Raw genomic sequence first — 24,312 nt, 5'->3', positions numbered from 1 at the left:
GTAGCGAGATCAGCACATCGTATACATTGAACTATCCACTCACCCATTCGGAAATCGAGTTCTTCAGCAACCTGTAGGTAACCGGCGAGGAAGGCCCGAGCCTTTCTCGCCGACTTCGAGGACGTCACAATGATCGCCGAACGTGAAATGAGCACATCCGAAGCAAGTCACCGACTTAAAAACCTATGTCGACTACTGCACCTAAATCCGAACATACAATGTGTGGATAACGACAACTTAGTTGCCATTTTCAGCGTGTACTCTCCTTCCGGAGAAGAGATTTCTTCAGGTGCCGGAAAAGGCCGGTACTGTGAACTGGGAGCAGTCGCAGAAAGCTTGGAACATCATTTTCTGGAGCAGTGCATTGGGGATGAACCCAAGGTCATTTCAGGGCAACACATTCACGCATGCCCTCACGTTCATGACGACTGGCTTCTTAAAAGCATACCGGCCAGCCTTGACATTCCCGCCTTTCGACTGAATGCCCTGCAGGGTGAGGACAGTATTTACGTACCAGCAGTGCTCTTGAACCCTACCTCTGGGTACGTAGCGGAAATTCTTGAAACCGAGGCTTCGTTTTTGACCAAGTACTCCAGCAATTCTGGAATGGCGCTGGGGTGCACAGAGAATGAAGCGCTCCTGCACGCCATCAATGAGTGTATTGAACGCCATGCACTTTCGGTTTATTACATGTCGGTAGGCGAACTCATGCCCGCACTCAAGTTAAAAACACCCCCTGCCTCACTCCTGGAAGATGCATGCTGCACTAACAACACAATGCGGGCTCATGCCGAACGCTTGACCTTATATTTGACCGACGAATCTTACGGCGTCTTTTTTGTATTGCCATTGCAGCGCGCGATGTTGACTGTTCACTTTCCGTTGTCGGATCCGGATGCTCTGCCGACCCAGCCGTTGCACTCTATCGTGCAGTCAGTGAGCAACTTCAATGTTCTAGATTGCGCAGCCTAAAGGAAATACAAGAAGACCAACGCACGGCTTGCATGCTTGGTTCCTCAAGACGCCTCAGTAATCTTCTAACCCCCACAGTAGATTACCCAACTGAACCGCTTAATTGGCAAACGCCGACTAAAGGCATGCGAGCACAGATTCAGCACGCCGCTGAAAACCTGCACGCACATGGCCGCGCGGTCTTCTATCGCACGTTGTTCAATAAACCGGGGGTGGCATGTGTGGTTCAAGCCTACATACCGGGCCTGGAGCGCTTTCACCTCATTCGCTCGGGAATTCCCGTCGTGCCACAAAGCGCGCTTTCCCAAGGCTTGAGAGAAAAAAATGCCTACCTATAGACGTGTTCTCGCTGCCTTGGGCATGACGTTACTGCTGAAGGTCGCCACCGTGATACCTGCGCTGATACTGGCGGACATCATCGACAACCTCTCGAGCTCCCACCCACCCCCTTTGACATTGCTGGCCATATTTCTCAGCCTGATTGCCAGTCAGGCACTTTTTACCCCTCTACAAGCCTGGTGCCTTGCCCGCCTCTACCAGGACCGTGTGCGACAGCTATCGATCGGGTGGTGCCGAACGTTGCTCGAGAAGCGATTTGAAGCCTTCGGGCAATTGCAGGGCGGCGTCCTGGTGAAGGTGCTGGACCGAGGAATCACTGCCCAGGAGCGTTGGCTGGGATTTCTGATCAGCTCTGCCTGGCCGGTATTCGCGGAAGCAGCAGTGCTGGCTGCCTTATTCATCTTCCTCGGGGCGAGCCCGGTGCTGATCGGGCTTGCGGCGCTCAGTGCTGCCTATCTTGCTATCAACAGCCGGCTCATCCACTGGCGCCGGCCTCATATAGAAGCGGTCAATTCCCGCGAGGATGAACTGGCCGAACAATGGGTGGATACCTTTGCCAGCGCGGCGGCGTTAAAGCTTGAGAGTGCTGAAGCCGCAGCTATGAAACCTGTCAACGAAACACTTGGGCGCTATGCGGATGCTGCCGTTTGCGTCGCAACCTCCGGTGGTTGGTTGCAAGCGCTGAAAATTCTGTTCATCGGGCTTGGCAGCGGCGGGATGCTGGCGTGGGGAATGCTGGATCAGGCGCGTGAAGCACCCTCACTCAGCCTGGGCGAACTGGTGGCACTGTTCACACTGGTCGGCGGATTTCTTGGTGGAATCGCACAACTCGCCGAAGCCTGGCGCATGCTGGACCAGTTTAGGGTCGACAAGCAAAGCCTCGAACACTGGCTACGACTGCCTGACTTTGGTGCTGGCGCCCCGACAGAAAGCGCTCCACTCAAGGCCGTAGCCCGCCTGACACTACAACCTTGCAGCCTGAACGAGGGTAGCGAGATACGACTGCACCTGGACAGCCCCCTGATCATCAGGAAAGACGAACGAGTGGCGCTCGTTGGCCCGAGCGGCGCAGGCAAGTCCACGCTGCTGCATGCCCTCGCCGGCACGCTCCACCCCTTGCGCCAACATCTTCATCTCGACGGCCAGACCGTCGAAAAGCTGGACGCCCCATGCCAGTTCAGAAGGCTGCGACTATCCCCTCAAGGGGACCGCTTCATTCCCGGCCCCCTGCCAAGGTCAGTGCTCTCCGACCACGAGCACGACAGAGCTCAGATCGAACACTGGCTGGCTCAACTTGGGCTGGGTGGCGAGTGGTATGAGCGTGAGCTGGATGGAAGAGGCGAATGCGTGTCTGGCGGTGAGGCAAGACGCCTTTCACTGCGGCGCCTCTTGAACCGTCCAGGGGACTACAACCTGTTCGACGAGCCGACCAGAGGCCTGGACCGGAAATCGGCCAGTCAAACGTGGGATGTATTGTTTGAAGCCTTCAAAGGACGAGGCCTGATCTGCGTTACCCATGATCAGGAAGCACTTTCAAGGTTTGATCGAGTGATCCGGTTTGAGGATGGACGGGTGCAGTAGTGTGCCGACCCGTCCAGCAGCGCATTACTCGTCGTCGTCGAAGTTGTAACTGCCTGGCGCAAGGTTCTCGAAGCGCGTGTACTTGCCGATGAACGCCAGGCGGATAAAGCCGATCGGGCCGTTCCGCTGCTTGCCGATGATGATTTCGGCAATGCCTTTGTGCTCGGTCTCCGGGTGGTACACCTCGTCCCGGTAGACGAACATGATCACGTCGGCGTCCTGCTCGATCGCACCCGATTCACGTAAGTCGGAGTTCACCGGACGCTTGTTGGGACGTTGTTCGAGGGAACGGTTGAGCTGCGACAGGGCCACTACCGGGCAGTTGAATTCCTTGGCCAGCGCCTTGAGCGAGCGGGAGATCTCGGAAATCTCGTTGGTACGGTTGTCGCCGCTGGAGCCCGGGATCTGCATCAGTTGCAGGTAGTCGATCATGATCAGGGCGATGTCACCGTGCTCGCGCACCAGGCGGCGGGTACGGGCGCGCATTTCCGACGGGCTGATGCCGGCAGTGTCGTCGATGAACAGCTTGCGATCGTTGAGCAGGTTGACTGCCGAGGTCAGGCGCGGCCAGTCGTCGTCTTCCAGCTGGCCGGAACGCACCTTGGTCTGGTCGATACGACCCAGGGACGACAGCATACGCATGATCAGCGATTCGCCTGGCATCTCGAGGGAGTACACCAGCACCGCCTTGTCGCTGCGCAACACGGCGTTTTCCACCAGGTTCATGGCGAAAGTGGTCTTACCCATCGACGGACGGCCGGCGACGATGACCAGGTCGGCCGGTTGCAGGCCGCTGGTCTTCTCGTCGAGGTCGGTGTAGCCGGTGGACAGGCCGGTAATCGCGCTGTCGGTGTTGAACAGCGTGTCGATACGGTCGATGGCCTTGGTCAACAGCTCGTTGACGCCCACCGGACCGCCGGTCTTGGGACGCGCTTCGGCGATCTGGAAGATTTGCCGTTCGGCTTCGTCAAGGATCTCTGCGGCATTGCGGCCCTGGGGGTTGAAGGCACTGTCGGCAATCTCGTTGCTGATGCTGATCAGCTGGCGCAAGGTCGCCCGCTCGCGGATGATCCCGGCATAGGCCTTGATGTTGGCCACCGACGGGGTGTTCTTGGCCAGTTCGCCCAGGTAGCCCAGGCCACCCACCTGGGAGCTCAGGCCTTCCTTGTCCAGCTGTTCGTGCAGGGTCACGACGTCGAACGGGGCGTTCTGGTCGGCCAGCTTGTGGATCGCGCGGAAGATCAGGCGGTGGTCATGACGGTAGAAGTCGCCATCGGAGACTTGATCGAGCACTCGCTCCCAGGCGTTGTTGTCCAGCATCAAGCCACCGAGCACGGCCTGTTCGGCCTCGATGGAATGCGGCGGCACCTTCAGGGCAGCGGTTTGCAGATCATATTGCTCGGGAGTGGTTATCTCGTTCATGGCCACGCAGGAATCAGGGTGTTGAAAAAGACAAAGGGCACGACCTGCAAAGCAGGATCGTGCCCGATGTTAACCGGCTGACACTCAAGGTGCCAGCCGATCGGTACAGCTTAGGCTGCGACAACAACCACGCGAACGGTGGCTTCAACGTCGCTGTGCAGGTGCACGGCAACGTCGTATTCGCCGACGTTACGGATGGTGCCGTTCGGCAGACGAACTTCAGCTTTGGCCACTTCAACGCCGGAGGCGGTCAGGGCGTCAGCGATGTCGTGGGTGCCGATCGAGCCGAACAGCTTGCCTTCGTCACCGGCGGTGGCAGTGATGGTCACTTCCAGCTCGGCCAGTTGGGCAGCGCGGGTTTCAGCCGAAGCTTTTTTCTCTGCAGCCAGTTTTTCCAGCTCAGCACGACGCTCTTCGAACGCAGCCAGGTTGGCGGCGGTAGCAGCGGTGGCCTTGCCGAATGGCAGCAGGTAGTTACGGCCGTAACCAGCCTTAACATTTACCTTATCGCCCAGGTTGCCCAGGTTGGCGATTTTTTCCAGAAGGATCAGTTGCATATGAAAATCCTCTAACTTTTAACCTTCACCGTTCGCGGAATCGTTGTCGGCACCTTTGGGTGCCTTGCGACCGCGAAAATCAATCAGGCTGTCGACAATGGCCAAAACCACGAGCAACGGATAAATCAGCTGCATGAACAGCAGCAGTGTCACGTACATCCCGACCAACCAGAACTTGCCCAGTCGTCCTTGCGCCACCAGCCCATGCATCAGGGCAAGCCCTGCAAACATCAGCGGTACGCTGCACAGTGGCGTCAACATCGCCAGTTCAGGACCGAAATTCGGCCCCACCAGCATGAGCACCACCAGCACCAGCGCCGGCACCAGGGGCAGCCTGACCGCTTGAAACTCGCGACCAAACCCACCCGGGTTATACAACACTGCCTGCCAGTAACGACCCAACATCAGGGCCAGCACACTGACGGCTTGCAACAAGGCCGCTATCAGGCCGTTGAGCACCGGTGCAATCAGGCCACCCAGGCGGGCCCGCTCCTCTACCGATAACTGTTGGTAGAGACCGTCGAGCATCTGCGGCAGGGCTTTTTCAAGCGCTCCAGCCAGAGCTTCGATCGGTTCGCGGAACGCCGACGCCAGGGCTACGCCATACACCAGGCCCAAGGGGATGCTGAACAACAGCACCCGGTTCCAGGAGTGTCCGGCGCGCAGAAGCGCAGCCAGTCCCAGCGTACCCAGCAACACCAGTAATGGGCGCGGCTCGCCGAAGAACCACCAGGCCAGCGCCGGCAATAATGCCCAGGCGAGGATCCCGGAGGCGTCCTTGAAACCACGCCGCAGGAACACCAGGCTCCCGGCGGCGGCACCCAACCAGTACAACAGCGGCAATGCCACACAACCCACCACCACGAGGGCGGCTTGCACGCGACCGCGCATGATGAAATCAGCCAAGGCGCGCATGCGATCTATCCTTTGCTACGTGTCGACGACCCGGTCTCAGCGGCCGTGGCTGTCGGTGTAGGGCAGCAGGGCCAGGAAGCGGGCGCGCTTGATAGCGGTAGCCAGCTGACGCTGATAACGGGCTTTGGTACCGGTGATACGGCTTGGAACAATTTTGCCGGTTTCGGATACGTAAGCTTTCAGGGTGTTGAGATCTTTGTAATCGATCTCTTTCACGTCTTCAGCAGTGAAGCGGCAGAATTTACGACGACGGAAGAAACGTGCCATGTAATAGGCTCCTCAAAAGGTCCGTGGATTACTCGTCAGCGTTATCGCTGTTGTCGCTGTCATTGCTGTCATCGCCTTCGGCGTTGTCAGCATGCTCAGGACGGTCGCGACGCTCACGGCGCTCACTGCGGTTTTCTTCAGCCTTGAGCATCTCGGACTGGCCGGTAACGGCTTCGTCGCGACGGATGACCAGGTTACGGATCACGGCATCGTTGTAGCGGAAGTTGTCTTCCAGCTCGGCCAGGGCCTTGCCGGTGCACTCAACGTTCAGCATCACGTAGTGAGCCTTGTGAACATTGTTGATTGCATAGGCCAGTTGACGACGGCCCCAGTCTTCCAGACGGTGGATCTTGCCGCCGTCTTCTTCGATCAGCTTGGTGTAACGCTCAACCATGCCGCCGACTTGCTCGCTCTGGTCAGGGTGGACCAGAAAGATGATTTCGTAATGACGCATGAATGCTCCTTACGGGTTGTAGTCTGCCACCAGGGTGGTCAGACAAGGAGTGAATGACACTTATAAGTCTTGCCCTGGGAAAAGGCGCGTGAGCGCCTGCCAAGATGGCAAGGGGCGCAATTGTAGAGAAGCGCCGTGGGACAAGCAAGGGAATTGGTGAATATTTGAACAGCTGGAGAACATCGCGGGGCAAGCCCGCTCCCACCGATCATGTGAGAGCGAGCTTGCCCCGCGAGCACCTCAAGCCTTCTGCTTGGCGTTACGCTGGCGAACAGCCTCGAACAGACACACGCCGGTGGCCACCGACACGTTCAGGCTGCTGACGCTGCCCGCCATCGGCAACTTGACCAGGAAGTCACAGTGCTCACGGGTCAGGCGGCGCATGCCCTTGCCTTCAGCACCCATGATCAGGATGGTCGGCCCGGTCAGGTCTTGCTGATACAGCTCTTGCTCGGCCTCGCCAGCGGTACCGACAATCCACAGGCCACGCTGCTGGAGTTTCTCCAGGGTACGCGCCAGGTTGGTGACTGCCACCAGCGGGATCACCTCGGCGGCACCGCAAGCTACCTTGCGCACCGCCGGGGTCAGAGTTGCCGACTTGTCCTTGGGCACGATCACCGCCAGCGCGCCAGCCGCATCGGCAGTACGCAGGCAGGCGCCAAGGTTGTGCGGGTCGGTAACACCGTCGAGCACCAGGATCAACGGAGCGCCTTCGGTGCGGTCGAGCAGTTCTTCAAGCATTGCCTCGCCCCAGACCTGGCTCGGGCTGACTTCAGCCACGACGCCCTGGTGCACGCCCTCGACCCAGGCATCCATCTCGCGGCGCTCTGCCTGGCCGACGGCCACGCGATTTTGCGCGGCCAGCTCCAGCAGAGGCTGAAGCCGCGGCTCGCTGCGGCCTTCCGACAGCCAGATCTGCTTGACCCGCTTCGGGTGGTGACGCAACAGGGCTTCTACGGCGTGAACGCCGTAGATTTTTTCCAACTGACTCATGACTTGGCCTTGGGTTTACGTGATCCAGAGCTCGCTTTCGGCGGCCCCTTGCGATGCTTGCTCGGTTTCTCCGACGACTTGCCCGACTTGGAGGCAGGCTTGCTGCTGGAATGCTTGGCATCCGACATCAGCGCCTTCTTCATTTCCCGGCTTTTGCGCACTTCGGCGTTTTTGGCCGCGGCGTGGGACGGGAAGTACGCTTCGGCGGCTTCACTCTTTTTGCTGCGACGCGCAGGCTCAGCCTTGGCTGCCGTTTCGGACTTGTCGAGCACCGGTACAGGCTTGCCGTCCTGGGGACGTACACCTTCGGAACGCTGTTTGCGGCCAATCGGCGCCTTCAGGGTGTTCTCGGCCATCTCGAAGTCGATCTTGCGCTGCTCGAGGTCTACGCGCATCACGCGCACTTCGACCGTGTCGCCCAGGCGGAAGCTGCGACCGGTACGCTCACCCGCCAGGCGATGGTGCACCGGGTCGAAGTGGTAGTAGTCACCCGGCAAGGCACTGACGTGAACCATGCCTTCGACGTAGATGTCGGTCAGCTCGACGAACAGGCCAAAGCCGGTCACCGCGGTGATCACACCCGGGAAGCTCTCGCCCACGCGGTCCTTCATGTACTCGCACTTGAGCCAGTTGACCACGTCGCGGGTGGCCTCGTCGGCACGCCGCTCGCTCATCGAGCACTGTTCGCCGAGCTGCTCCAGGGTCGCTTCGTCGTATGGATAGATGCGCGCCTTGGGAATGCTCATCGCACCGGCACGCTTGACGTGTGGTGTTTCCTGCTTCGAACGGATCACGCTGCGGATCGCCCGATGGGTCAGCAGGTCCGGGTAGCGACGGATCGGCGAGGTGAAGTGGGTGTACGCCTCGTAATTCAGGCCGAAGTGGCCATTATTGTCGGCGCTGTACACCGCCTGGCTCAGGGAGCGCAGCATTACGGTCTGGATCAGGTGGAAGTCCGGACGGTCGGCGATGCTCGCCAACAGCGCCTGATAATCCTTGGGCGACGGACCGTCCTTGCCCTTGTGCAGCGACAGGCCCAGCTCGCCGAGGAAGGCGCGCAGTTTTTCCAGGCGCTCAGGCGGCGGACCATCGTGAACACGGTACAGGGCCGGAATTTCATGCTTCTTGAGGAACTCGGCGGTGGCCACGTTGGCCGCCAGCATGCACTCCTCGATCAGCTTGTGGGCATCGTTGCGCACGGTTGGCCGAATTTCGGCGATCTTGCGCTCAGAACCGAAGATGATCCGGGTTTCCTGGGTTTCGAAGTCGATCGCACCTCGGGTATGACGAGCCGCCAGCAGCACCTTGTACAGGGCATAGAGCTGCTTGAGATCCGGCACCACTTCGCTGTACTGCTCGCGCAAGGCCTTGCCTTCGCGGGTGCGGGCGTGCTCGAGCATGCTGCTGACCTTGTTGTAGGTCAGGCGGGCGTGGGAGTGGATCACCGCTTCGTAGAACTGGTAATCGACCATCTGCCCTGACTTGTTGATGGTCATTTCGCAGACCATCGCCAGACGGTCGACGTGCGGGTTCAGCGAGCACAGACCATTGGAGAGTTCTTCAGGCAGCATCGGTACGACACGCTCGGGGAAGTACACCGAGTTGCCACGTACCTGGGCTTCGTTATCCAGGGCAGAGCCCAGGCGCACATAGCTGGAAACGTCGGCGATCGCCACGTACAGGCGCCAGCCACCGGAGAACAGGCGCAACTTGCCCAGGCTCTCGCAGTAGACCGCATCGTCGAAATCGCGTGCATCTTCACCGTCGATCGTGACGAACGGCAGGTGCCGCAGGTCGATACGGTGCTCTTTGTCTTTATCTTCGACTTCCGGCTTGAGCTTGCGAGCTTCCTTGATCACGGCTTCCGGCCAGACATGCGGAATGTCGTAGCTGCGCAGGGCAACGTCGATTTCCATGCCTGGGGCCATGTAGTTGCCGATCACTTCAGTGACATCGCCCTGGGGCTGGAAGCGCGGGGTCGGCCAGTGGGTGATCTTCACCTCGACGAACTGGCCGATCTTGGCACCGCCGTTGCGGCCCGGGGTAACCAGCACTTCCTGCTGGACCTTGGGGTTGTCCGGGGTGACGAAGCCGATACCGCCTTCTTCGAAGTAACGGCCAACGATGGTCTCGTGGGCACGGGAGATCACTTCGACAATAACGCCTTCGCGGCGGCCGCGGCGATCCAGACCCGATACGCGAGCCAGGGCCCGGTCACCATCGAACACCAGGCGCATCTGCGCTGGGCTCAGGAACAGGTCGTCGCTGCCATCGTCAGGGATCAGGAAGCCGAAACCGTCGCGATGCCCGGAAATGCGGCCCAGGATCAGGTCCAGCTTGTCTACCGGGGCATAAGTGCCGCGCCGGGTATAGATCAGCTGGCCGTCACGCTCCATTGCGCGCAAACGGCGGCGCAGGGCTTCGATCTGGTCTTCGGTGGTCAGGCCGAACTCTTCGACCAACTGCTCGCGCGCAGCCGGCGAGCCGCGCTCGTCCAGGCGCTGCAGGATCAGCTCACGGCTAGGAATAGGGTTTTCGTATTTTTCCGCTTCACGAGCGGCCTCGGGATCGAGGGTCTGCCAATCGGCCATTAGGAGGGGTTCACCTTGTCTATATAAGGGTTAGTTTGGCATAGGCGTATTGAAACCGGAAATTTCAGGCTTGGACAGCCCTGTCAGAGCCCCCTGGATAGCGCCAAAACCATCATAAGGAACAACGACTTGAATTTTTTAAGATTTTTTCTGAACGGGGCTTTACAGCTATCAGAGGCATCCGTATAGTGCGCACCACAACGACGGACACCGTCGTTATAGTTGAGATGTAACGTGATGTGAAGCATCATGTGACCTTAGCGAAATGCCCAGATGGTGAAATTGGTAGACACGCCAGCTTCAGGTGCTGGTGACCTTACGGTCGTGGAAGTTCGAGTCTTCTTCTGGGCACCATATTTCAGATCAAACCCGCGAAAGCGGGTTTTTTCGTTTCTGGCGATTGGATTTTCGCACCAGCCAATCCCAGAAGCGACTGACCTCGACTAGGTCCGCCTCGCTCAACGCGCCAACAGCCGCTTTTTTTGAAGTGCTGACCGCTGATAGCCGGAAAAGACCCGGCTATATCAGACCATCCTTAAATCACAGGCCCAGAACTCCGCCAGCACTTCACTCGCTCGAGGCGACTGGCGCCTTCCTGCTCAAGCAAATCAGCTCATTGGAAAAGCACAACCCGACAATGATCAGTGCTGCCCCCGCGTACAGGCTTTCTGGCCGCACCTCATTGAGTACCATGAACGCCAGCAGCGCAGCGAACAATGGCTCGGTCAACTCCAACGCCTGCACCTGAGATGGCTTGAGATACTCGATTGCCTTGGTGGTGCAAAAGAAGCCGAGGATGGTCGGCAGTGCGGCCAGCGCCAAGAGTGCAGCAATTGCCATCAGCGACAGCTCACCAATCACGAAACCATCGGCTGCGGCAGGCATCAGCAAATAGAGGCTTCCGAAGAACAGTAACTGGCGGGTGAAGTGCAGCCCCCCCCCCCCCGGACACCCCCATCCGCTTCATCGCGACTGAAAATGCCCCGTAACCGCATCCAGCAATGGAAGCAAGCGTCGCGCCTTGCAGGGTGAACCCCTGCTGCAAATCTGCGCCGAAAATCACCGCAATCCCGGCAATAGCCAGTGTGGCACCCACGGTTGCATTCGCGGTGATGGCATCTTTAAGGAATATTCGCCCAAGCAGGATTGACGAGATGGAAGCACTCGCCATCAGCACCACCACTACGCCCGCCGCCGCATAATGCCGATAGGCTGAGGTCTCAAAATGGAACAATACGAAGATGCCGAGGAACGCGCAGATCGCCGCACGGGTCCATTTGGCTGCCGTCGCTTGGCGCCTGAGAAACAGCAACAAGACCGAAAGTAACAGGCAACCCAGGATAGTCTTGATAACGACAACACTACTGGCTGTAAAACCATTGCTCATGAGCACTTTACTGAGCACACCGATTGTTGCGTTCAGCGCAGCAGCAGAGAGCTGCAAAAATGATGCCTTTTCTGAAGTTGGCTTGCAGTTATGACGGCCTCTGTCGCTGCTTTGTCGTTCGATAAAATATCAGCCCACATCGACGGTACAAAATTCGAGGATGCTCGGCAAGCTCGATGAACCAAGTTAAAGCTTGAAAGGTGGTGAGGTACGGCAACAGCCAATAGAGGTAACCTTTTACCCCTAACACCAGCGTCAAACACAACGCGAGCAGGCCCTGACAAGCCAGCACTGAAAGTAACTCTCCTTTTTGGGACTGAGCATCAGTCGGTTAACCAACAGATACCTCAGGCTTTCCGGTGCACTCAAGAAGAACATCGGTTTTATCAGATGTGCGAACATGAATCCGAGCGTCGAACGTGCCTCGAACACTCCAGACTGTCGATAGTACCGGTAGTCAGGGTCGCGATCTTGGTCACCCAACTTGTGGTGGTGATCCACCGTATGCGAGCACTTGTAGCCGACCCAACCCTGGAAGACCAGGTATCCGGAGCACCAGGTGCCGAGAAACTTTCCCAGCCGTTTACTACGACACAAAGCCCCGTGCCGCCTCATGTAGCAACGTGGCCAACGCCCGCTGCCATGAACCGATCAGCAGCGTCGCCAGGGGCATTAGCCAGGGACTGGCCTCTCCAAGATAAATTGCCAGACTGATCCAGAACAAGTTCTGCAGCAAGGCGAGAGGGCCATGGTAGTTGCCATACAGGTACAGCTTCTTGATTTGGCCCTTAATATCTTTTGAAAACGGGCGCCTGAATTTCCGGCGCACTATTAAGCAAGGTGCAACATTGACTTGATACAATTTCACATTATGATTTAAATAATCACCCTGACCCGCCCCATCCCGAGACAACTGCCAGCCTATTACCGAAACCACCGAAGAATAGGTTCAGCTGCCCATGCATATAACCGCCGCGCACCTTTCTCAATATACACCTACAATAAAATGCCTGACGGTAAAGGCCATTCTTAACATCAAGTAAGACTGTTACTCGATGGTAGAACTCTGATGACGGCACAACAATCCCGATCGCACTGACAACGTGGCGGGGTAGTTCTGAGGACGCATTAGGACTTTTCGTAAGACCGACTACCTTGCCGCGCCCCAAGCCAAATTCTTGATAGGGATGCGCTGCGTAGCGAATCACTCGCAGCGACCTGCTGACCAGCCTGTTCTTGCTCAAAAAGCGCAATATTCCCTTCGGTGTCGTATAGCGCCGCTCGATGCCTTAGCAGCATCTCCTCTCTTTGCACGCTCAGCCCGGAACGTTCACGATTTTGGCTGTTTCCGCATGTTGAATCAGCCGGTGCTGGCCCTTGATCGAGAGGTGTCTGCTTCAACCTTCTCCAGCTGGGCAATTGAAAGGTTGTCGCCTGAAGAGCCAGCCGTTAAAACGACCTTCCTGGAGAGCACAGAAAGATAGCCTGCTCATTAATTTTTGGGAGCAAGCGCATCTGAGAAACAATATCGATTATCATTGTTTCCAGATATGTAGCCGCAAGCGAGGAAGTACCCGCATGACGTTCCGCAATAACCCCCTGTTGCGCGGCCTGGCCGTCTCCTTTTTTGCCCTGGTGCTGGGCACGCCAGCCGCCCTGGCAGCCGACCCGGTGTCACTGACCCTGTACAACGGGCAGCACAAGGAAATCGGTGAAGCCATCGCCAAGGCCTACGAGGCCAAGACCGGTATTCACATCAATATCCGCAAGGGTAGCAGTAACCAACTCGCCAGCCAGATCATCGAAGAAGGCGATCGCTCGCCTGCCGATGTCATCTACACCGAAGAATCGCCCCCACTGAACAACTTGGGGGAGCTGGGCCTGCTGGCGAAGATCGATGACTCCACCCTGCAGGTATTGCCCAAGGAATACGTGGCGGCCAACGGTACCTGGATGGGCGTCACCGCTCGCACACGGGTCGTTGCGTTCAACCCCAAGGTGATTGACGAGAAAGACCTGCCGCCCTCCGTCATGGACTTCGCCAATCCGGAGTGGGAAGGCAAGATCGGCTTCGTACCCACCAGCGGCGCCTTCCAGGAACAGGCCGTGGCCATCCTCAAGCTGCACGGCCGCGAAGCTACCGAAGAATGGCTGACTGGCCTCAAGGCGTTCGGTAAGACCTACACCAACAACATGGTTGCCCTCAAAGCCGTGGAAAACGGTGAAGTGGCTGCCGTACTGGTCAACAACTACTACTGGTATGCACTGAAGAAAGAGCGCGGCCAGCTCGACTCGAAACTCTATTACCTCGCCGACGGTGACGCCGGCGGCCTGGTGACCATCTCCAGCGCAGCAGCGGTCAAGGCCAGCAAGCACCCGAAAGAGGCTCAAGACCTGCTCGCCTGGATGGCCAGCGAAGAAGGACAGCGCCTGATCACCCAGACCACCGCCGAATACCCGTTGCACAAAGGCATGGTCTCCGACCAGGGCCTGAAGCCATTCGAGGACCTGCGTCCGCCGAAGATCACCCCGGCCGACCTGGGCAATTCCGAAGAGGCCCTGGAGCTTGAACGCGAAGTCGGCCTGCTCTGATGAGTGCCGCCCTGCCCGAACCACTGATTGGTCGCTTTGTGCCACGGCGCAAACGCCCGTCGATCTGGGTGGTGCTGCCTGTGCTGCTGCTGGTGGGCCTGAGCCTGCTGCCGCTGGCCTATGTCGGCCTCAAGGCCTGGCAAGCCGGCTGGCATGAAGCCTTTCGCCTGCTCTGGCGCCCATTCGTCTGGGGCCTGATGCGCAACACGCTGATGCTGATGGTGGGCGTTACGTTGGCCTGTGCCGTGCTCGGCCTGGCCCTGGCCTGGCTGCTGGAGCGCAGCGACCTGCCAGGGCGGCGACTGTGGGGGGTGATCTTGTGCCTGCCATTTGCCGTACCGGCGTTTGTCAGTGGCTTTACCTGGGTATCCCTGAGCCCTCGCTTCGAGGGCCTGGGCGGCGCGATCCTGGTGATGAGCCTGTCAAAGTACCCGCTGGTGTTCCTGCCAGTGGCCGCCACCCTACGCAACCTCGACACCTCGCTCGAAGAGTCGGCCCGCACGCTGGGGCAGAATCGCTGGGGCGTGTTCTTCAGAATTACCCTGCCGCTGCTCTGGCCCTCGATTCTCGGCGGCAGCCTGCTGATTGCCCTGCATATGCTGGTGGAGTTCGGCGCGCTGTCGATCCTGGGCCTGCAGACCTTCACCACGGCGATCTATCAGCAGTTCGAGCTGGAATTCAGCAACGCCAATGCGGCGATGCTGTCAGCGGTGCTGCTGTTCATGTGCCTGTTGATGCTCTGGCTGGAACTGCGCGTGCGCGGCAAGGCACGCCATATCCGTATCGGCCAGGGCGTGGCACGTCGAGCAGCACCGATTCGACTGCGCGGCTGGATGCCGATGGGCCAGGCGTTCTGCCTGGTGCTGGCCTTGCTGGGCAGCGGCATTCCTCTGGGCATGCTCGGCTACTGGTTGAGCGTTGGCTCCTCCGCAGCCTTCCCGGTCGCAGACATCAGCCGGGCGCTGTTTTCCTCGCTGTCGCTTTCACTCGGCGGCGCGGGGCTGAGCCTGTTACTGGCGCTGCCGGTGAGCTTTCTCGTAGTGCGCTACAAGGGCCGATTGGCGATCTGGGCCGAGCGCCTGCCGTATCTGCTGCACGCCCTGCCCGGCCTAGTGATTGCCCTGACACTGGTGTACTTCGCGCTGCACTACGTGCCGGCGCTTTACCAGACCACCGGCTTGTTGCTGCTGGCCTACGCCCTCCTGTTTCTGCCACTGGCACAAGCACCGGTTCGCACCGCCCTGAACAAGGCCGCGCCGCAACTCGAAGAAGCCGCACGCACCTTGGGCGCAACGCCGTTCAAGGCGTTTTGCCGGGTAACGCTGCCGATCATCTTCCCTGCACTGGCCGCGGCGTTCGCCCTGGTGTTCCTGGACGCCATGAAGGAACTGACGGCAACCCTGCTGCTCAGCCCGACTGGCATGACTACCCTGGCGACGGAAGTCTGGGCACACACCGCCAATGTCGAGTTCGCCGCGGCGGCGCCCTACGCAGCACTGTTGATCGTGGTGTCGGGGTTGCCGGTGTATTTGCTGACGACGCGGATGTATTTGAACCGCGCCTGAAGCTGTAGGAACATCGCGGGGCAAGCCCGCTCCTACCACAGGATCGGGCTTGCTCCGCGATCATGCTCAGGCCCTGAACTGCCCGAGGCTGGCTTTGAGCTGGTCGGCCAGGTTGTCGAGCACTTTGCTGCTGGCAGTCGTCTGCATCACCACCTCGGCAGCCCGTTCAGCCTGGGCATGAATGGTCTGCACGCGCCCACGCACTGCCTGCGCCCCCTGGGCTTGCTGTTCGGCCGCACGCGTCGCCAACCCGATTGCCGCATGCACCTGCTCCACCGACGCCTGAACGGACTGCTGCAAGCGTGCGTTATCACGCAATACCAGCAAGCCTTCGCTGGCCTGACGCCCCGCCTGACTGATTGCCGCCACCGCTTCCTTCGCGCCCTGCTGCAATGCACCGATATGCGCCTGAATGTCACCCGTCGAGCTCTGGGTCTTGCTGGCCAGAGCCCTCACCTCATCGGCGACCACGGCGAAACCGCGCCCGGTCTCACCCGCCCGCGCCGCCTCGATGGCCGCGTTGAGCGCCAGCAGGTTGGTTTGCTCGGCGATGCCGTGAATCACCGTCAACACCACTTCGATCTGCTCGCTCTGCTGGGCCAGCCGCTCGATCACTTTCGAACCGGTCTCCACCTGCCCGGCCAGGTCCTCGATCAACTTGGCCACTTGAGTCGACGTACGCGTGTTTTCATCGGTGGCCTGCCGAATATCCACTACCTGCTGCAAGGCCGACTGCATGGCCTGGCTTTCCGCCTGCGCCTCGTCGGCCATGGTCGACAGATCACGCAGGCTGGCCGCTACCTCATCACGCTGCAACTCGGCAGCGGCATCCGCACCGGCATTGCGCTGGGCCATGACACCGATCTCGATACCGGTACGCTGAGCCACTTCCCCGGCCTCACGCACGATCGGCTGGAGCTTGTCGACGAACTGGTTGACCGCCGCCGCCATGTCGCCGATCTCATCACGACTGTCGATGGGCACGCGCTTGGTCAGGTCGCCCTCACCCGCCGCCAGATCATTCAGCGCCGCAATAAGCAAGCGCAGCTTACTGACCACCCGACGCCCCAGCACCACCGCCACCACCAGCAGTACGCCAAGACCGACCAGGGCCAGGCCCAGGCCGATGTTCCAACGCAAGGTCGTCGCTGCCTCCTGGACGCTCTGCGAGGTTCCGGCCTGCATACCCGCGGCACTGGCCTGCGCCGCTTCCAGACGGGCACGCAAGGCCTTGTTGCTGTCGGCAGCTGCGCCAACCAGGCTGTCGCCCACGAGCTGATCGCCACTGGCGATCAGTGCCGAGAACCGTTTGTCGAGGGCCACCAGCTCGGCATCCACTGAAGCGGTGGAAACCCCCATCAGGACCTTGCCGATCTCCACTCCATTGGGGCTGATCGGTGCCTCGATGAAGTACACCGACGGGTCGTTACGAGCTGCATCCAGCACCTTGTCCAGCGCCCGCTCGCCCTGGCCCTTTTCCAGCAGCGCCTGGTTGATCGGGTTTTGCCGGTTCAGGTAACGGGTCAGGTGCTGGCCCTGAGCATCGTCGTAGACCACAAACAGCACATTGGGATTGCGCTGGGCGCGCCGGGAGAATTCGGACAGGGTGGGCACATCGTTGTCCCACATCGCTCGCGGCGCCACGGAGGCCAGCAGTTGCGCCATATCGTTGGCCGAGTCTTTGAGGTTTTTCTCCAGGGCTTCCCGCAACTGGGCCTGCTCGCCCTGCAGGCGAGTCGACAGACCGGCGGTCAATCGCTGGCGGGTGCTGGCGGAGAGGCTTTGCAGACCCGAGCTGACTTCCTGCCCGGCCTGCTCGAGCTCGGCGGACAATTTCTGGCTGTCCGCCCCCAGGCGCTTGCCCAAATCCGCTTCAAGCGCGGTGACTGTGCTCCGCGTCAGCGCAACCGCGACCAGCACTTGCACCAAAAGAGCGATACCAAGGGCAACAAAGACCGGCCGCAACAGGCGGCTTCGTAACAGTGAGAGAACGGCAGACACAAAAGAACCCTCTACTTCTGGGGCCATTAAAATGATGGCTACCCTGGAGCGATTCTTACAGCAAAGGTTGTGCCGAACAGCAGCCAGAAACGACAAAGGCCCCTATGAAGGGGCCTTTGTGTTCACATCAGCGCAGCTTAGGCGAACGGGTGACGCAGAACGATAGTCTCGTTGCGGTCCGGGCCGGTGGAGATGATGTCGATCGGCGCGCCGACCAGCTCTTCTACACGCTTGATGTAGGCACGGGCGTTGGCCGGCAGCTCTTCCAGGGTCTTGGCACCCAGAGTCGATTCGGTCCAACCCGGCATTTCTTCGTACACCGGCTCCAGGCCGATGTAGCTGTCGGCGTCGGTCGGGGCGTCGATAACAGCACCGTTCTCGTTTTTGTAGCCAACGCAGATACGGATGGTTTCCAGGCCGTCGAGCACGTCCAGCTTGGTCAGGCACAGGCCCGAGATGCTGTTGACATCGATGGCGCGACGCAGGATGACAGCATCGAACCAGCCGCAACGACGGGCACGACCGGTGGTAGCACCGAACTCGTGGCCACGCTTGGCCAGGAAGGCACCGACGTCGTCGAACAGCTCAGTCGGGAACGGGCCCGAACCCACGCGAGTGGTGTAGGCCTTGGTGATACCCAGAATGTAGTCCAGGTACATCGGGCCAACGCCGGAACCGGTGGCGATGCCGCCAGCGGTGGTGTTGGAGCTGGTCACGTACGGGTAGGTACCGTGGTCGATGTCCAGCAGCGAGCCTTGGGCACCCTCGAACATGATGTCCTTGCCGGCGCGACGCAGGTTGTGCAGCTCTGCGGTGACGTCGAGCATCATCGGCTTGAGCAGCTCGGCGTATTCCATGCACTCGTCCAGGGTCTTCTGGAAGTCGATTGCAGGCTCTTTGTAGTAATTGACCAGCACGAAGTTGTGGTAGTCCAGCAGTTCGCCGAGCTTGGCAGCGAAACGTTCGCGATGGAACAGGTCACCGATGCGCAGGCCACGACGAGCCACTTTGTCTTCGTAAGCCGGGCCGATACCGCGACCGGTGGTACCGATCTTCTGTTCGCCACGGGCTTTTTCGCGAGCCTGGTCCAGGGCAACGTGGTAGGACAGGATCAGCGGGCAGGATGGGCTGATACGCAGGCGCTCGCGCACCGGTACACCCTTCTCTTCCAGCTTGTTGATCTCACGCAGCAGAGCGTCGGGTGCAACCACCACGCCGTTGCCGATCAGGCACTGCACGCCTTCGCGCAGAACGCCCGACGGGATCAGGTGCAGCACGGTCTTTTCACCGTCGATCACCAAGGTGTGGCCCGCGTTGTGGCCACCTTGGTAGCGCACTACGGCGGCAGCATGTTCGGTCAGCAGATCGACGATCTTGCCTTTGCCCTCATCACCCCACTGGGTGCCCAGGACTACGACATTCTTACCCATAACACTTGTCCTCATTCGCGCAAACTTGGCGCCGGTTCGTACCGGCGGGAAAACTCAAATGGCCAGCGGCAGAACCTGCCAAAGCCCGTTTTGCTGAATCAATTGCCGATCGCAATCCGCCTCGACGGCGGCCGTCAGTGGCTGGCCAGGCAAGGCCTGGACCACCCGCTGACCTTCACTGCGCAATTGGCAGACCAACTGCCAGAGTGCCGCATCGCTGCTGTCGGGCATCCAGATCCCGCCAGACGGCAATACCACCTCGGCCCGCCCCAGTGTGACCAGGGTCTTCAAATCCGTGGAGAAACCCGTGGCCGGGCGTGCCCGGCCAAAGTCCGCTCCGATGTCGTCGTAACGACCGCCCTGGGCGATCGATTGACCAACACCCGGGACAAACACGGCAAACACTACACCGGTGTGGTAGTGGTAACCGCGAAGCTCCCCCAGGTCGAAATACAGTGGCAGCTCGGGATAACGCGTAGCCAGCCGTTCGGCGATGGCCATCAGGTCGTCCAGGGCAGCCAGAACCGCAGCCGGCGCACGCCCCAGGCGCACGCGCGCCTCGGCCAGCACTTCACGACCGCCGCACAACTCGGTCAACGAACGCAGCATGCCGGCGATGTCCGCTGGCAGGTTGGCAGTCAGCTCGATCACCTCATCGATGGCCTTGCGCTGCAGGGCGTCGAACAACTGCTGCTCGACCGCGCCAGACAGGCCGGCCGCACGGGCCAGGCCACGGTAAATACCGACGTGCCCAAGGTCCATGTGCACGTCCGGCACATCGGCCAGTTGCAGCATGGCCAGCATCAGGCTGATCACCTCGACATCACTGACCGGGCTGGCGTCGCCGTACAATTCGGCACCCAACTGGATCGGACTGCGCGAGGTCGACAGTGCACGTGGCAAGGCATGCAGCACGCTGCCGGCATAGCACAGGCGGCTCGGGCCTTCACGGCGCAGTGTGTGCGCATCTATGCGCGCAACCTGCGGGGTGATATCGGCACGAAAGCCCATCTGCCGGCCCGACTGAGGGTCAATGACCTTGAAGGTGCGCAGATCCAGGTCCTGGCCGGCACCGGTGAGCAGCGATTCCAGGTACTCGATATGCGGGGTAACGACGAACTCGTAACCCCAGCTCTGGAACAGATCCAACACCTGACGACGCGCGATCTCGATGCGCGCCGCCTCAGGTGGCAGTACTTCTTCGATGCCATCTGGCAGCAGCCAGCGGTCTACCGTTGCCATTACGCCATTTCCCCTATGGTCCGGGCGGCCTGCCCACGGGCGAGCCTTGAGTGGAGCAGGTATCGGCAAACAATAGCGCGCAGCACTGATTCCAGCGCGACCGCCGTGCCAATACCCTCGAATACCTTGGGCTGCTCTGTAGACCGGGGACCGCTAGCGGCCGTTCGATCTCGCAGACGCAAAAAAGCCGGGAATTTCCCGGCTGCCGCATCATACACCCGTTTTCTCGCGGGATCACCCCGCCAGGCATTTTAGCCGCCCGGCGGGGTGTGCATCCTTACGGCTTTGGTTTGTCCATGAAGCGGAAGAACTCGCTGCTCGGGTCAAGCACCAGCACGTCGCTCTTGTTCGCGAAGCTCTCACGGTAGGCCTTGAGGCTACGATAGAACGCGTAGAACTCCTGGTCCTGGCCGTAGGCCTTGGCATAGATCGACGCAGCCTCAGCATCGCCGTCACCGCGGGTCTCTTCCGACTCACGATAGGCTTCAGCCAGCAGTACACGGCGCTGACGGTCGGCGTCGGCACGAATACCTTCGGCCAGCTCGTTACCCTTGGCGCGGTGCTCGCGAGCTTCACGCTCACGCTCGGTGCTCATCCGCTCGAAGACGCTGCGGTTGACTTCCTTGGGCAGGTCGATGGCCTTGACGCGAACGTCGACCACTTCGATACCCAGCTCCTTGCTGGCCATGCGGTTCAGCGATGCAGTGATGTCAGCCATCAGCGCGTCACGTTCACCGGAGACCACTTCGTGCAGGGTACGCTTACCAAACTGGTCACGCAGGCCGCTTTCCAGACGACGCGACAGACGTTCGTCGGCAATCTGCTTGAGGCCTGAGGTCGCGGTGTAGAAGCGCTCGGCATCCTTGACCCGCCATTTGGCGTAGGCATCGACCATGACCGCTTTCTTTTCCAGGGTCAGGAAGCGCTGTGTCGGGGCATCCAGGGTCATCAGGCGAGCGTCGAACTTGCGCACCTGGTTGACGTAAGGAACCTTCACATGCAGGCCAGGCTGGACATCGGCCTGGACCACACGACCGAATTGCAGCAGTACCGCACGCTCGGTCTGGGCCACGATGTAGAAGCTGTTCCAGGCCACGATCGCCAGCACGACGCCAACAATCAGGGCGATCAGCGATTTATTGCTCATCAGCGGCTCTCCCTAGAACGCAACTGCTGTTGCTGCTGTTGCAGCTCCGCCGCCGCACGATTGGCCGCATCGTTGGCCGATACCGGCGCGCTGCTGACCGGGGTGCTGCTGGCGCGGCTACCTTCGACCATCTTGTCCAGCGGCAGGTAAAGCAGATTGCTCTGGCCATCCTTGCCGGAAACCAGGACCTTGCTGGTGTTGCTGTAGACTTCCTGCATGGTGTCCAGGTACAGGCGCTGACGGGTCACTTCAGGTGCCTTGCGGTACTCGGCTACCAGCTTGGTGAAGCGGTCGGCCTCACCCTTGGCGCGGGAGACGACTTCGTCACGATAACCGTTGGCGTCCTCGATGATCCGCTGGGCCTGACCGCGGGCTTCCGGCACCACGCCATTGGCGTAGGACTCGGCCTGGTTGCGGGCACGCTGCTCGTCTTCACGGGCACGGATCACGTCGTCGAAGGCTTCCTGCACTTCACGCGGGGCTGCTGCGCTCTGTACGTTGACCTGGGTGACGGTGATACCGGTACGGTAGGTGTCGAGGAAACGCTGCAGGCGCTCCTTGATTTCCACAGCCATCTGCTCACGACCTTCGGTCAGTACCTTGTCCATGGCGGTGGAGCCCACCACATGGCGCAGAGCACTGTCGGTCGCGTGCTGCAGACTGACTTCAGGCTGATCGACGTTCAGCACGAAATCCTGCAGGTTGGTGATCTTGTACTGCACGGTCAGCGGAACCTCGACGATGTTCTCGTCTTCGGTGAGCATCTGCCCCTGCTTGGTATAGGCACGCTCACGCGTGACGTTTTCCATGTACTTGCGATCGATCGGCGGGAAGTAGATGTTCAGGCCCGGCCCTACGGTTTCGTAGTACTTGCCGAAGCGCAGCACCACTGCCTGCTCCTGTTCATCGACCACATACACGGCGCTGTACAGCCAGATAGCTGCCAGCACGGCCAGGCCGACGCCGAGCAGGCCGAAGCCACCGCCCTTGCCGATACCGCCGTTACCACCGCGTTTTTTGCCACTGCCGAACATGCCGTTCAGGCTGTCCTGCAGCTTGCGGAAGGCCTCGTCGAGATCCGGTGGCCCTTTCTTGTCGCCGCCACCACGGCGCCCACCCCAAGGATCCTGATTATTCGAGTTGCCACCCGGCTCATTCCAAGCCATAGCGCTCTCCATCTGATAAAGCAAAGACGCACCCACGGCGCGCCGACCAATGCTACAGAATGCCTGTCACGGCTGCCCGACCGCGTCGCCGGGCATTTATTGCAAAGTATGTTGCTCGATGAACTCCAACGGCTTCAGGCCCGCGCGACTGACCAGGCGATTGAGTTCGACCCGGGACAAACGCACCGCCAACAGGCTGCTGCCTTCATCGTCATGCTCCTCGCTCTGCACCGCGCCCAGTTCAAAGAACTGCGCACGCAACCGCGCAAAACGCTGTTCAAGGCGCAAGGTTCCGATAAACAGGTCATCCCCCAGCAACTCGGCTACCGCCTGCCCCACCAACTCCAGGCCGCGTCCATCACGCGCTGAAACCCAGACCCGCTGCGGCTTGCCGTCGGCATCGCGCTGAATCTGCGGCTCGACGCCCTCAAGCAGGTCGAGTTTGTTATAGACCTCGAGGATCGGCAAGCCTTCTGCACCAATCTCCCCCAGTACCGCCATCACCTGCTCGATCTGCTCCATGCGATCAGGCTCATGGGCGTCGATCACGTGCAGCAGCAGGTCGGAGTTGCTCGACTCTTCGAGCGTAGCCCGAAAAGCTTCGACCAGCTTGTGCGGCAGGTGGCGAATGAAGCCTACGGTGTCTGCCAGCACGATCGGCCCGACGTCGTCGATCTCGAGCCGGCGCAAGGTCGGGTCGAGGGTGGCGAACAGCTGGTCGGCCGCATAGACCTCGGATTGGGTCAGGGCATTGAACAGGGTCGATTTGCCGGCGTTGGTATAGCCGACCAGGGAAACTGAAGGAATATCTGCCCGCTTGCGACCCCGACGTGCCTGCTCGCGCTGGCTGCGCACCTTCTCAAGGCGAGCCTTGATCTGACGCAGGCGAACACGCAGCAGTCGCCGGTCGGTTTCCAGCTGGGTCTCACCCGGGCCGCGCAGACCGATACCACCTTTCTGCCGTTCAAGGTGCGTCCAGCCTCGAACCAGCCGCGTGCTCATGTGCTCAAGCTGGGCCAGCTCGACCTGCAGCTTGCCTTCATGGGTACGCGCCCGCTGGGCGAAGATATCGAGAATCAGACCGGTACGATCAAGCACGCGACACTCGAAGATGCGTTCGAGGTTACGTTCCTGACTGGGTGTGAGGGTGTGATTGAAAATCACCAGATCTACCTGTTCGGCATGGACCAGGTCGCGCAATTCCTCGACCTTGCCGCTGCCAATCAGGTATTTGGCGGTGGGCTGATGTCGCGCCACATTGGCGAACGCGACAATATCGGCCCCAGCCGACAATGCCAGCTCCTGAAACTCCTGCGGATCTTCGCGCGCCTCAGGGTTCTGACCTTCCAAGTGAACGAGGACCGCTCGTTCACCACCACCGTGGCGCTCAAAGAACAAAGCAGACTCCTATCAGGCGTTACCTGGCTCAGCGTCGCCATGCTCGGATTCGGATGCACTTGGCAGACGGATCGGACGCACAGGAACAACTGTCGAGATGGCGTGCTTGTAAACCATCTGGCTGACGGTGTTTTTCAGCAGGATCACGAACTGGTCGAAAGATTCGATCGTGCCTTGCAGCTTGATACCGTTGACCAGATAAATCGAAACCCCAACTTTTTCTTTTCTCAAAGTATTCAAGTAAGGGTCTTGTAGCGAATGCCCTTTTGACATATGCCGCACTCCTGTAAGGA

19 protein-coding genes, 1 tRNA gene and 2 pseudogenes are annotated in these 24,312 nt (G+C 60.0%); 6 read left to right on the top strand and 16 right to left on the bottom strand.

Going from position 1 to position 24,312, the window contains the following annotated elements; genetic code table 11:
• Positions 1–129: 129 nt before the first annotated feature.
• From H621_RS27830 to H621_RS27500, 3 genes and pseudogenes are all read left to right on the top strand, one after another.
• A pseudogene (locus tag H621_RS27830) lies at positions 130–714 on the top strand (YcaO-like family protein); the annotation flags it as partial.
• A gap of 92 nt (positions 715–806) precedes the next feature.
• A complete protein-coding gene (locus tag H621_RS29330) occupies positions 807–1,310 on the top strand; it encodes a YcaO-like family protein (RefSeq protein ID WP_084168029.1) in 504 nt (167 codons plus the stop codon).
• Positions 1,297–2,892: an ATP-binding cassette domain-containing protein gene (locus H621_RS27500; protein ID WP_036990344.1), complete on the top strand. Its 1,596-nt coding sequence runs from the start codon at positions 1,297–1,299 to the stop codon at positions 2,890–2,892. Before H621_RS29330 ends, H621_RS27500 begins: the two co-directional genes overlap by 14 nt.
• A 24-nt stretch (positions 2,893–2,916) precedes the next feature.
• Here the strand turns inward: H621_RS27500 and dnaB are convergent, their stop codons facing one another.
• The 7 genes from dnaB to rnr form a co-directional block, all read right to left on the bottom strand.
• A complete protein-coding gene (dnaB, locus tag H621_RS0123315; RefSeq protein ID WP_028945690.1) occupies positions 2,917–4,314 on the bottom strand; it encodes a replicative DNA helicase in 1,398 nt (465 codons plus the stop codon).
• Between the two features lie 110 nt (positions 4,315–4,424).
• Complete coding sequence (gene rplI / locus H621_RS0123310; RefSeq protein WP_028945689.1) at positions 4,425–4,871, bottom strand: 50S ribosomal protein L9; 447 nt, start codon at positions 4,869–4,871, stop codon at positions 4,425–4,427.
• A gap of 18 nt (positions 4,872–4,889) precedes the next feature.
• Positions 4,890–5,786: a hypothetical protein gene (locus tag H621_RS0123305; RefSeq protein WP_028945688.1), complete on the bottom strand. Its 897-nt coding sequence runs from the start codon at positions 5,784–5,786 to the stop codon at positions 4,890–4,892.
• Between the two features lie 36 nt (positions 5,787–5,822).
• Positions 5,823–6,053, bottom strand: coding sequence for a 30S ribosomal protein S18 (gene rpsR, locus H621_RS0123300; protein ID WP_009403887.1), 231 nt, complete (start codon positions 6,051–6,053; stop codon positions 5,823–5,825).
• 28 nt (positions 6,054–6,081) lie between these two features.
• Entirely contained in the window at positions 6,082–6,507 is a 426-nt protein-coding gene (gene rpsF, locus H621_RS0123295) for a 30S ribosomal protein S6 (protein ID WP_028945687.1), read from the bottom strand.
• Between the two features lie 240 nt (positions 6,508–6,747).
• Positions 6,748–7,500: a 23S rRNA (guanosine(2251)-2'-O)-methyltransferase RlmB gene (rlmB, locus tag H621_RS0123290; RefSeq protein WP_028945686.1), complete on the bottom strand. Its 753-nt coding sequence runs from the start codon at positions 7,498–7,500 to the stop codon at positions 6,748–6,750.
• Positions 7,497–10,091: a ribonuclease R gene (rnr, locus tag H621_RS0123285; protein WP_028945685.1), complete on the bottom strand. Its 2,595-nt coding sequence runs from the start codon at positions 10,089–10,091 to the stop codon at positions 7,497–7,499. Before rnr ends, rlmB begins: the two co-directional genes overlap by 4 nt.
• Before the next feature lie 267 nt (positions 10,092–10,358).
• Between rnr and H621_RS0123280 the strand changes: the two genes are divergently transcribed.
• Positions 10,359–10,445, top strand: a tRNA-Leu gene (locus tag H621_RS0123280).
• Between the two features lie 213 nt (positions 10,446–10,658).
• Here H621_RS0123280 and H621_RS27495 read toward each other — a convergent pair.
• A pseudogene (locus tag H621_RS27495) lies at positions 10,659–11,566 on the bottom strand (DMT family transporter).
• Between the two features lie 167 nt (positions 11,567–11,733).
• Positions 11,734–12,093: a fatty acid desaturase gene (locus H621_RS28605; RefSeq protein WP_156905652.1), complete on the bottom strand. Its 360-nt coding sequence runs from the start codon at positions 12,091–12,093 to the stop codon at positions 11,734–11,736.
• A gap of 963 nt (positions 12,094–13,056) precedes the next feature.
• Here H621_RS28605 and H621_RS0123265 point away from each other — a divergent pair.
• Positions 13,057–14,070: an extracellular solute-binding protein gene (locus H621_RS0123265; RefSeq protein ID WP_028945684.1), complete on the top strand. Its 1,014-nt coding sequence runs from the start codon at positions 13,057–13,059 to the stop codon at positions 14,068–14,070.
• Positions 14,070–15,635: an ABC transporter permease gene (locus H621_RS0123260; RefSeq protein ID WP_028945683.1), complete on the top strand. Its 1,566-nt coding sequence runs from the start codon at positions 14,070–14,072 to the stop codon at positions 15,633–15,635. Before H621_RS0123265 ends, H621_RS0123260 begins: the two co-directional genes overlap by 1 nt.
• A gap of 66 nt (positions 15,636–15,701) precedes the next feature.
• Here the strand turns inward: H621_RS0123260 and H621_RS0123255 are convergent, their stop codons facing one another.
• The 7 genes from H621_RS0123255 to hfq form a co-directional block, all read right to left on the bottom strand.
• Positions 15,702–17,636 (bottom strand): methyl-accepting chemotaxis protein, encoded by a 1,935-nt coding sequence (locus tag H621_RS0123255; protein ID WP_028945682.1) that lies wholly within the window; start codon positions 17,634–17,636, stop codon positions 15,702–15,704.
• Between the two features lie 137 nt (positions 17,637–17,773).
• The gene (locus H621_RS0123250; protein WP_028945681.1) at positions 17,774–19,066 is read right to left on the bottom strand and encodes an adenylosuccinate synthase; all 1,293 of its coding nucleotides are present in this window, start codon (positions 19,064–19,066) and stop codon (positions 17,774–17,776) included.
• Positions 19,067–19,120: 54 nt separating this feature from the next.
• Positions 19,121–20,308, bottom strand: a complete 1,188-nt coding sequence (locus tag H621_RS0123245) for an ATP phosphoribosyltransferase regulatory subunit (protein ID WP_028945680.1) — start codon at positions 20,306–20,308, stop codon at positions 19,121–19,123.
• Positions 20,309–20,585: 277 nt separating this feature from the next.
• Complete coding sequence (hflC, locus tag H621_RS0123240; protein WP_028945679.1) at positions 20,586–21,455, bottom strand: protease modulator HflC; 870 nt, start codon at positions 21,453–21,455, stop codon at positions 20,586–20,588.
• Positions 21,455–22,621: an FtsH protease activity modulator HflK gene (hflK, locus tag H621_RS0123235; RefSeq protein ID WP_028945678.1), complete on the bottom strand. Its 1,167-nt coding sequence runs from the start codon at positions 22,619–22,621 to the stop codon at positions 21,455–21,457. Before hflK ends, hflC begins: the two co-directional genes overlap by 1 nt.
• A 96-nt stretch (positions 22,622–22,717) precedes the next feature.
• Positions 22,718–24,019, bottom strand: a complete 1,302-nt coding sequence (hflX, locus tag H621_RS0123230) for a ribosome rescue GTPase HflX (protein WP_028945677.1) — start codon at positions 24,017–24,019, stop codon at positions 22,718–22,720.
• A gap of 12 nt (positions 24,020–24,031) precedes the next feature.
• Entirely contained in the window at positions 24,032–24,292 is a 261-nt protein-coding gene (gene hfq / locus H621_RS0123225) for an RNA chaperone Hfq (protein WP_028945676.1), read from the bottom strand.
• Positions 24,293–24,312 lie beyond the last annotated feature (20 nt).

It is taken from the genome of Pseudomonas vranovensis DSM 16006, assembly GCF_000425805.1.
Lineage (GTDB): Bacteria > Pseudomonadota > Gammaproteobacteria > Pseudomonadales > Pseudomonadaceae > Aquipseudomonas > Aquipseudomonas vranovensis.
This window is presented reverse-complemented; position numbering and strand designations above follow the sequence as displayed.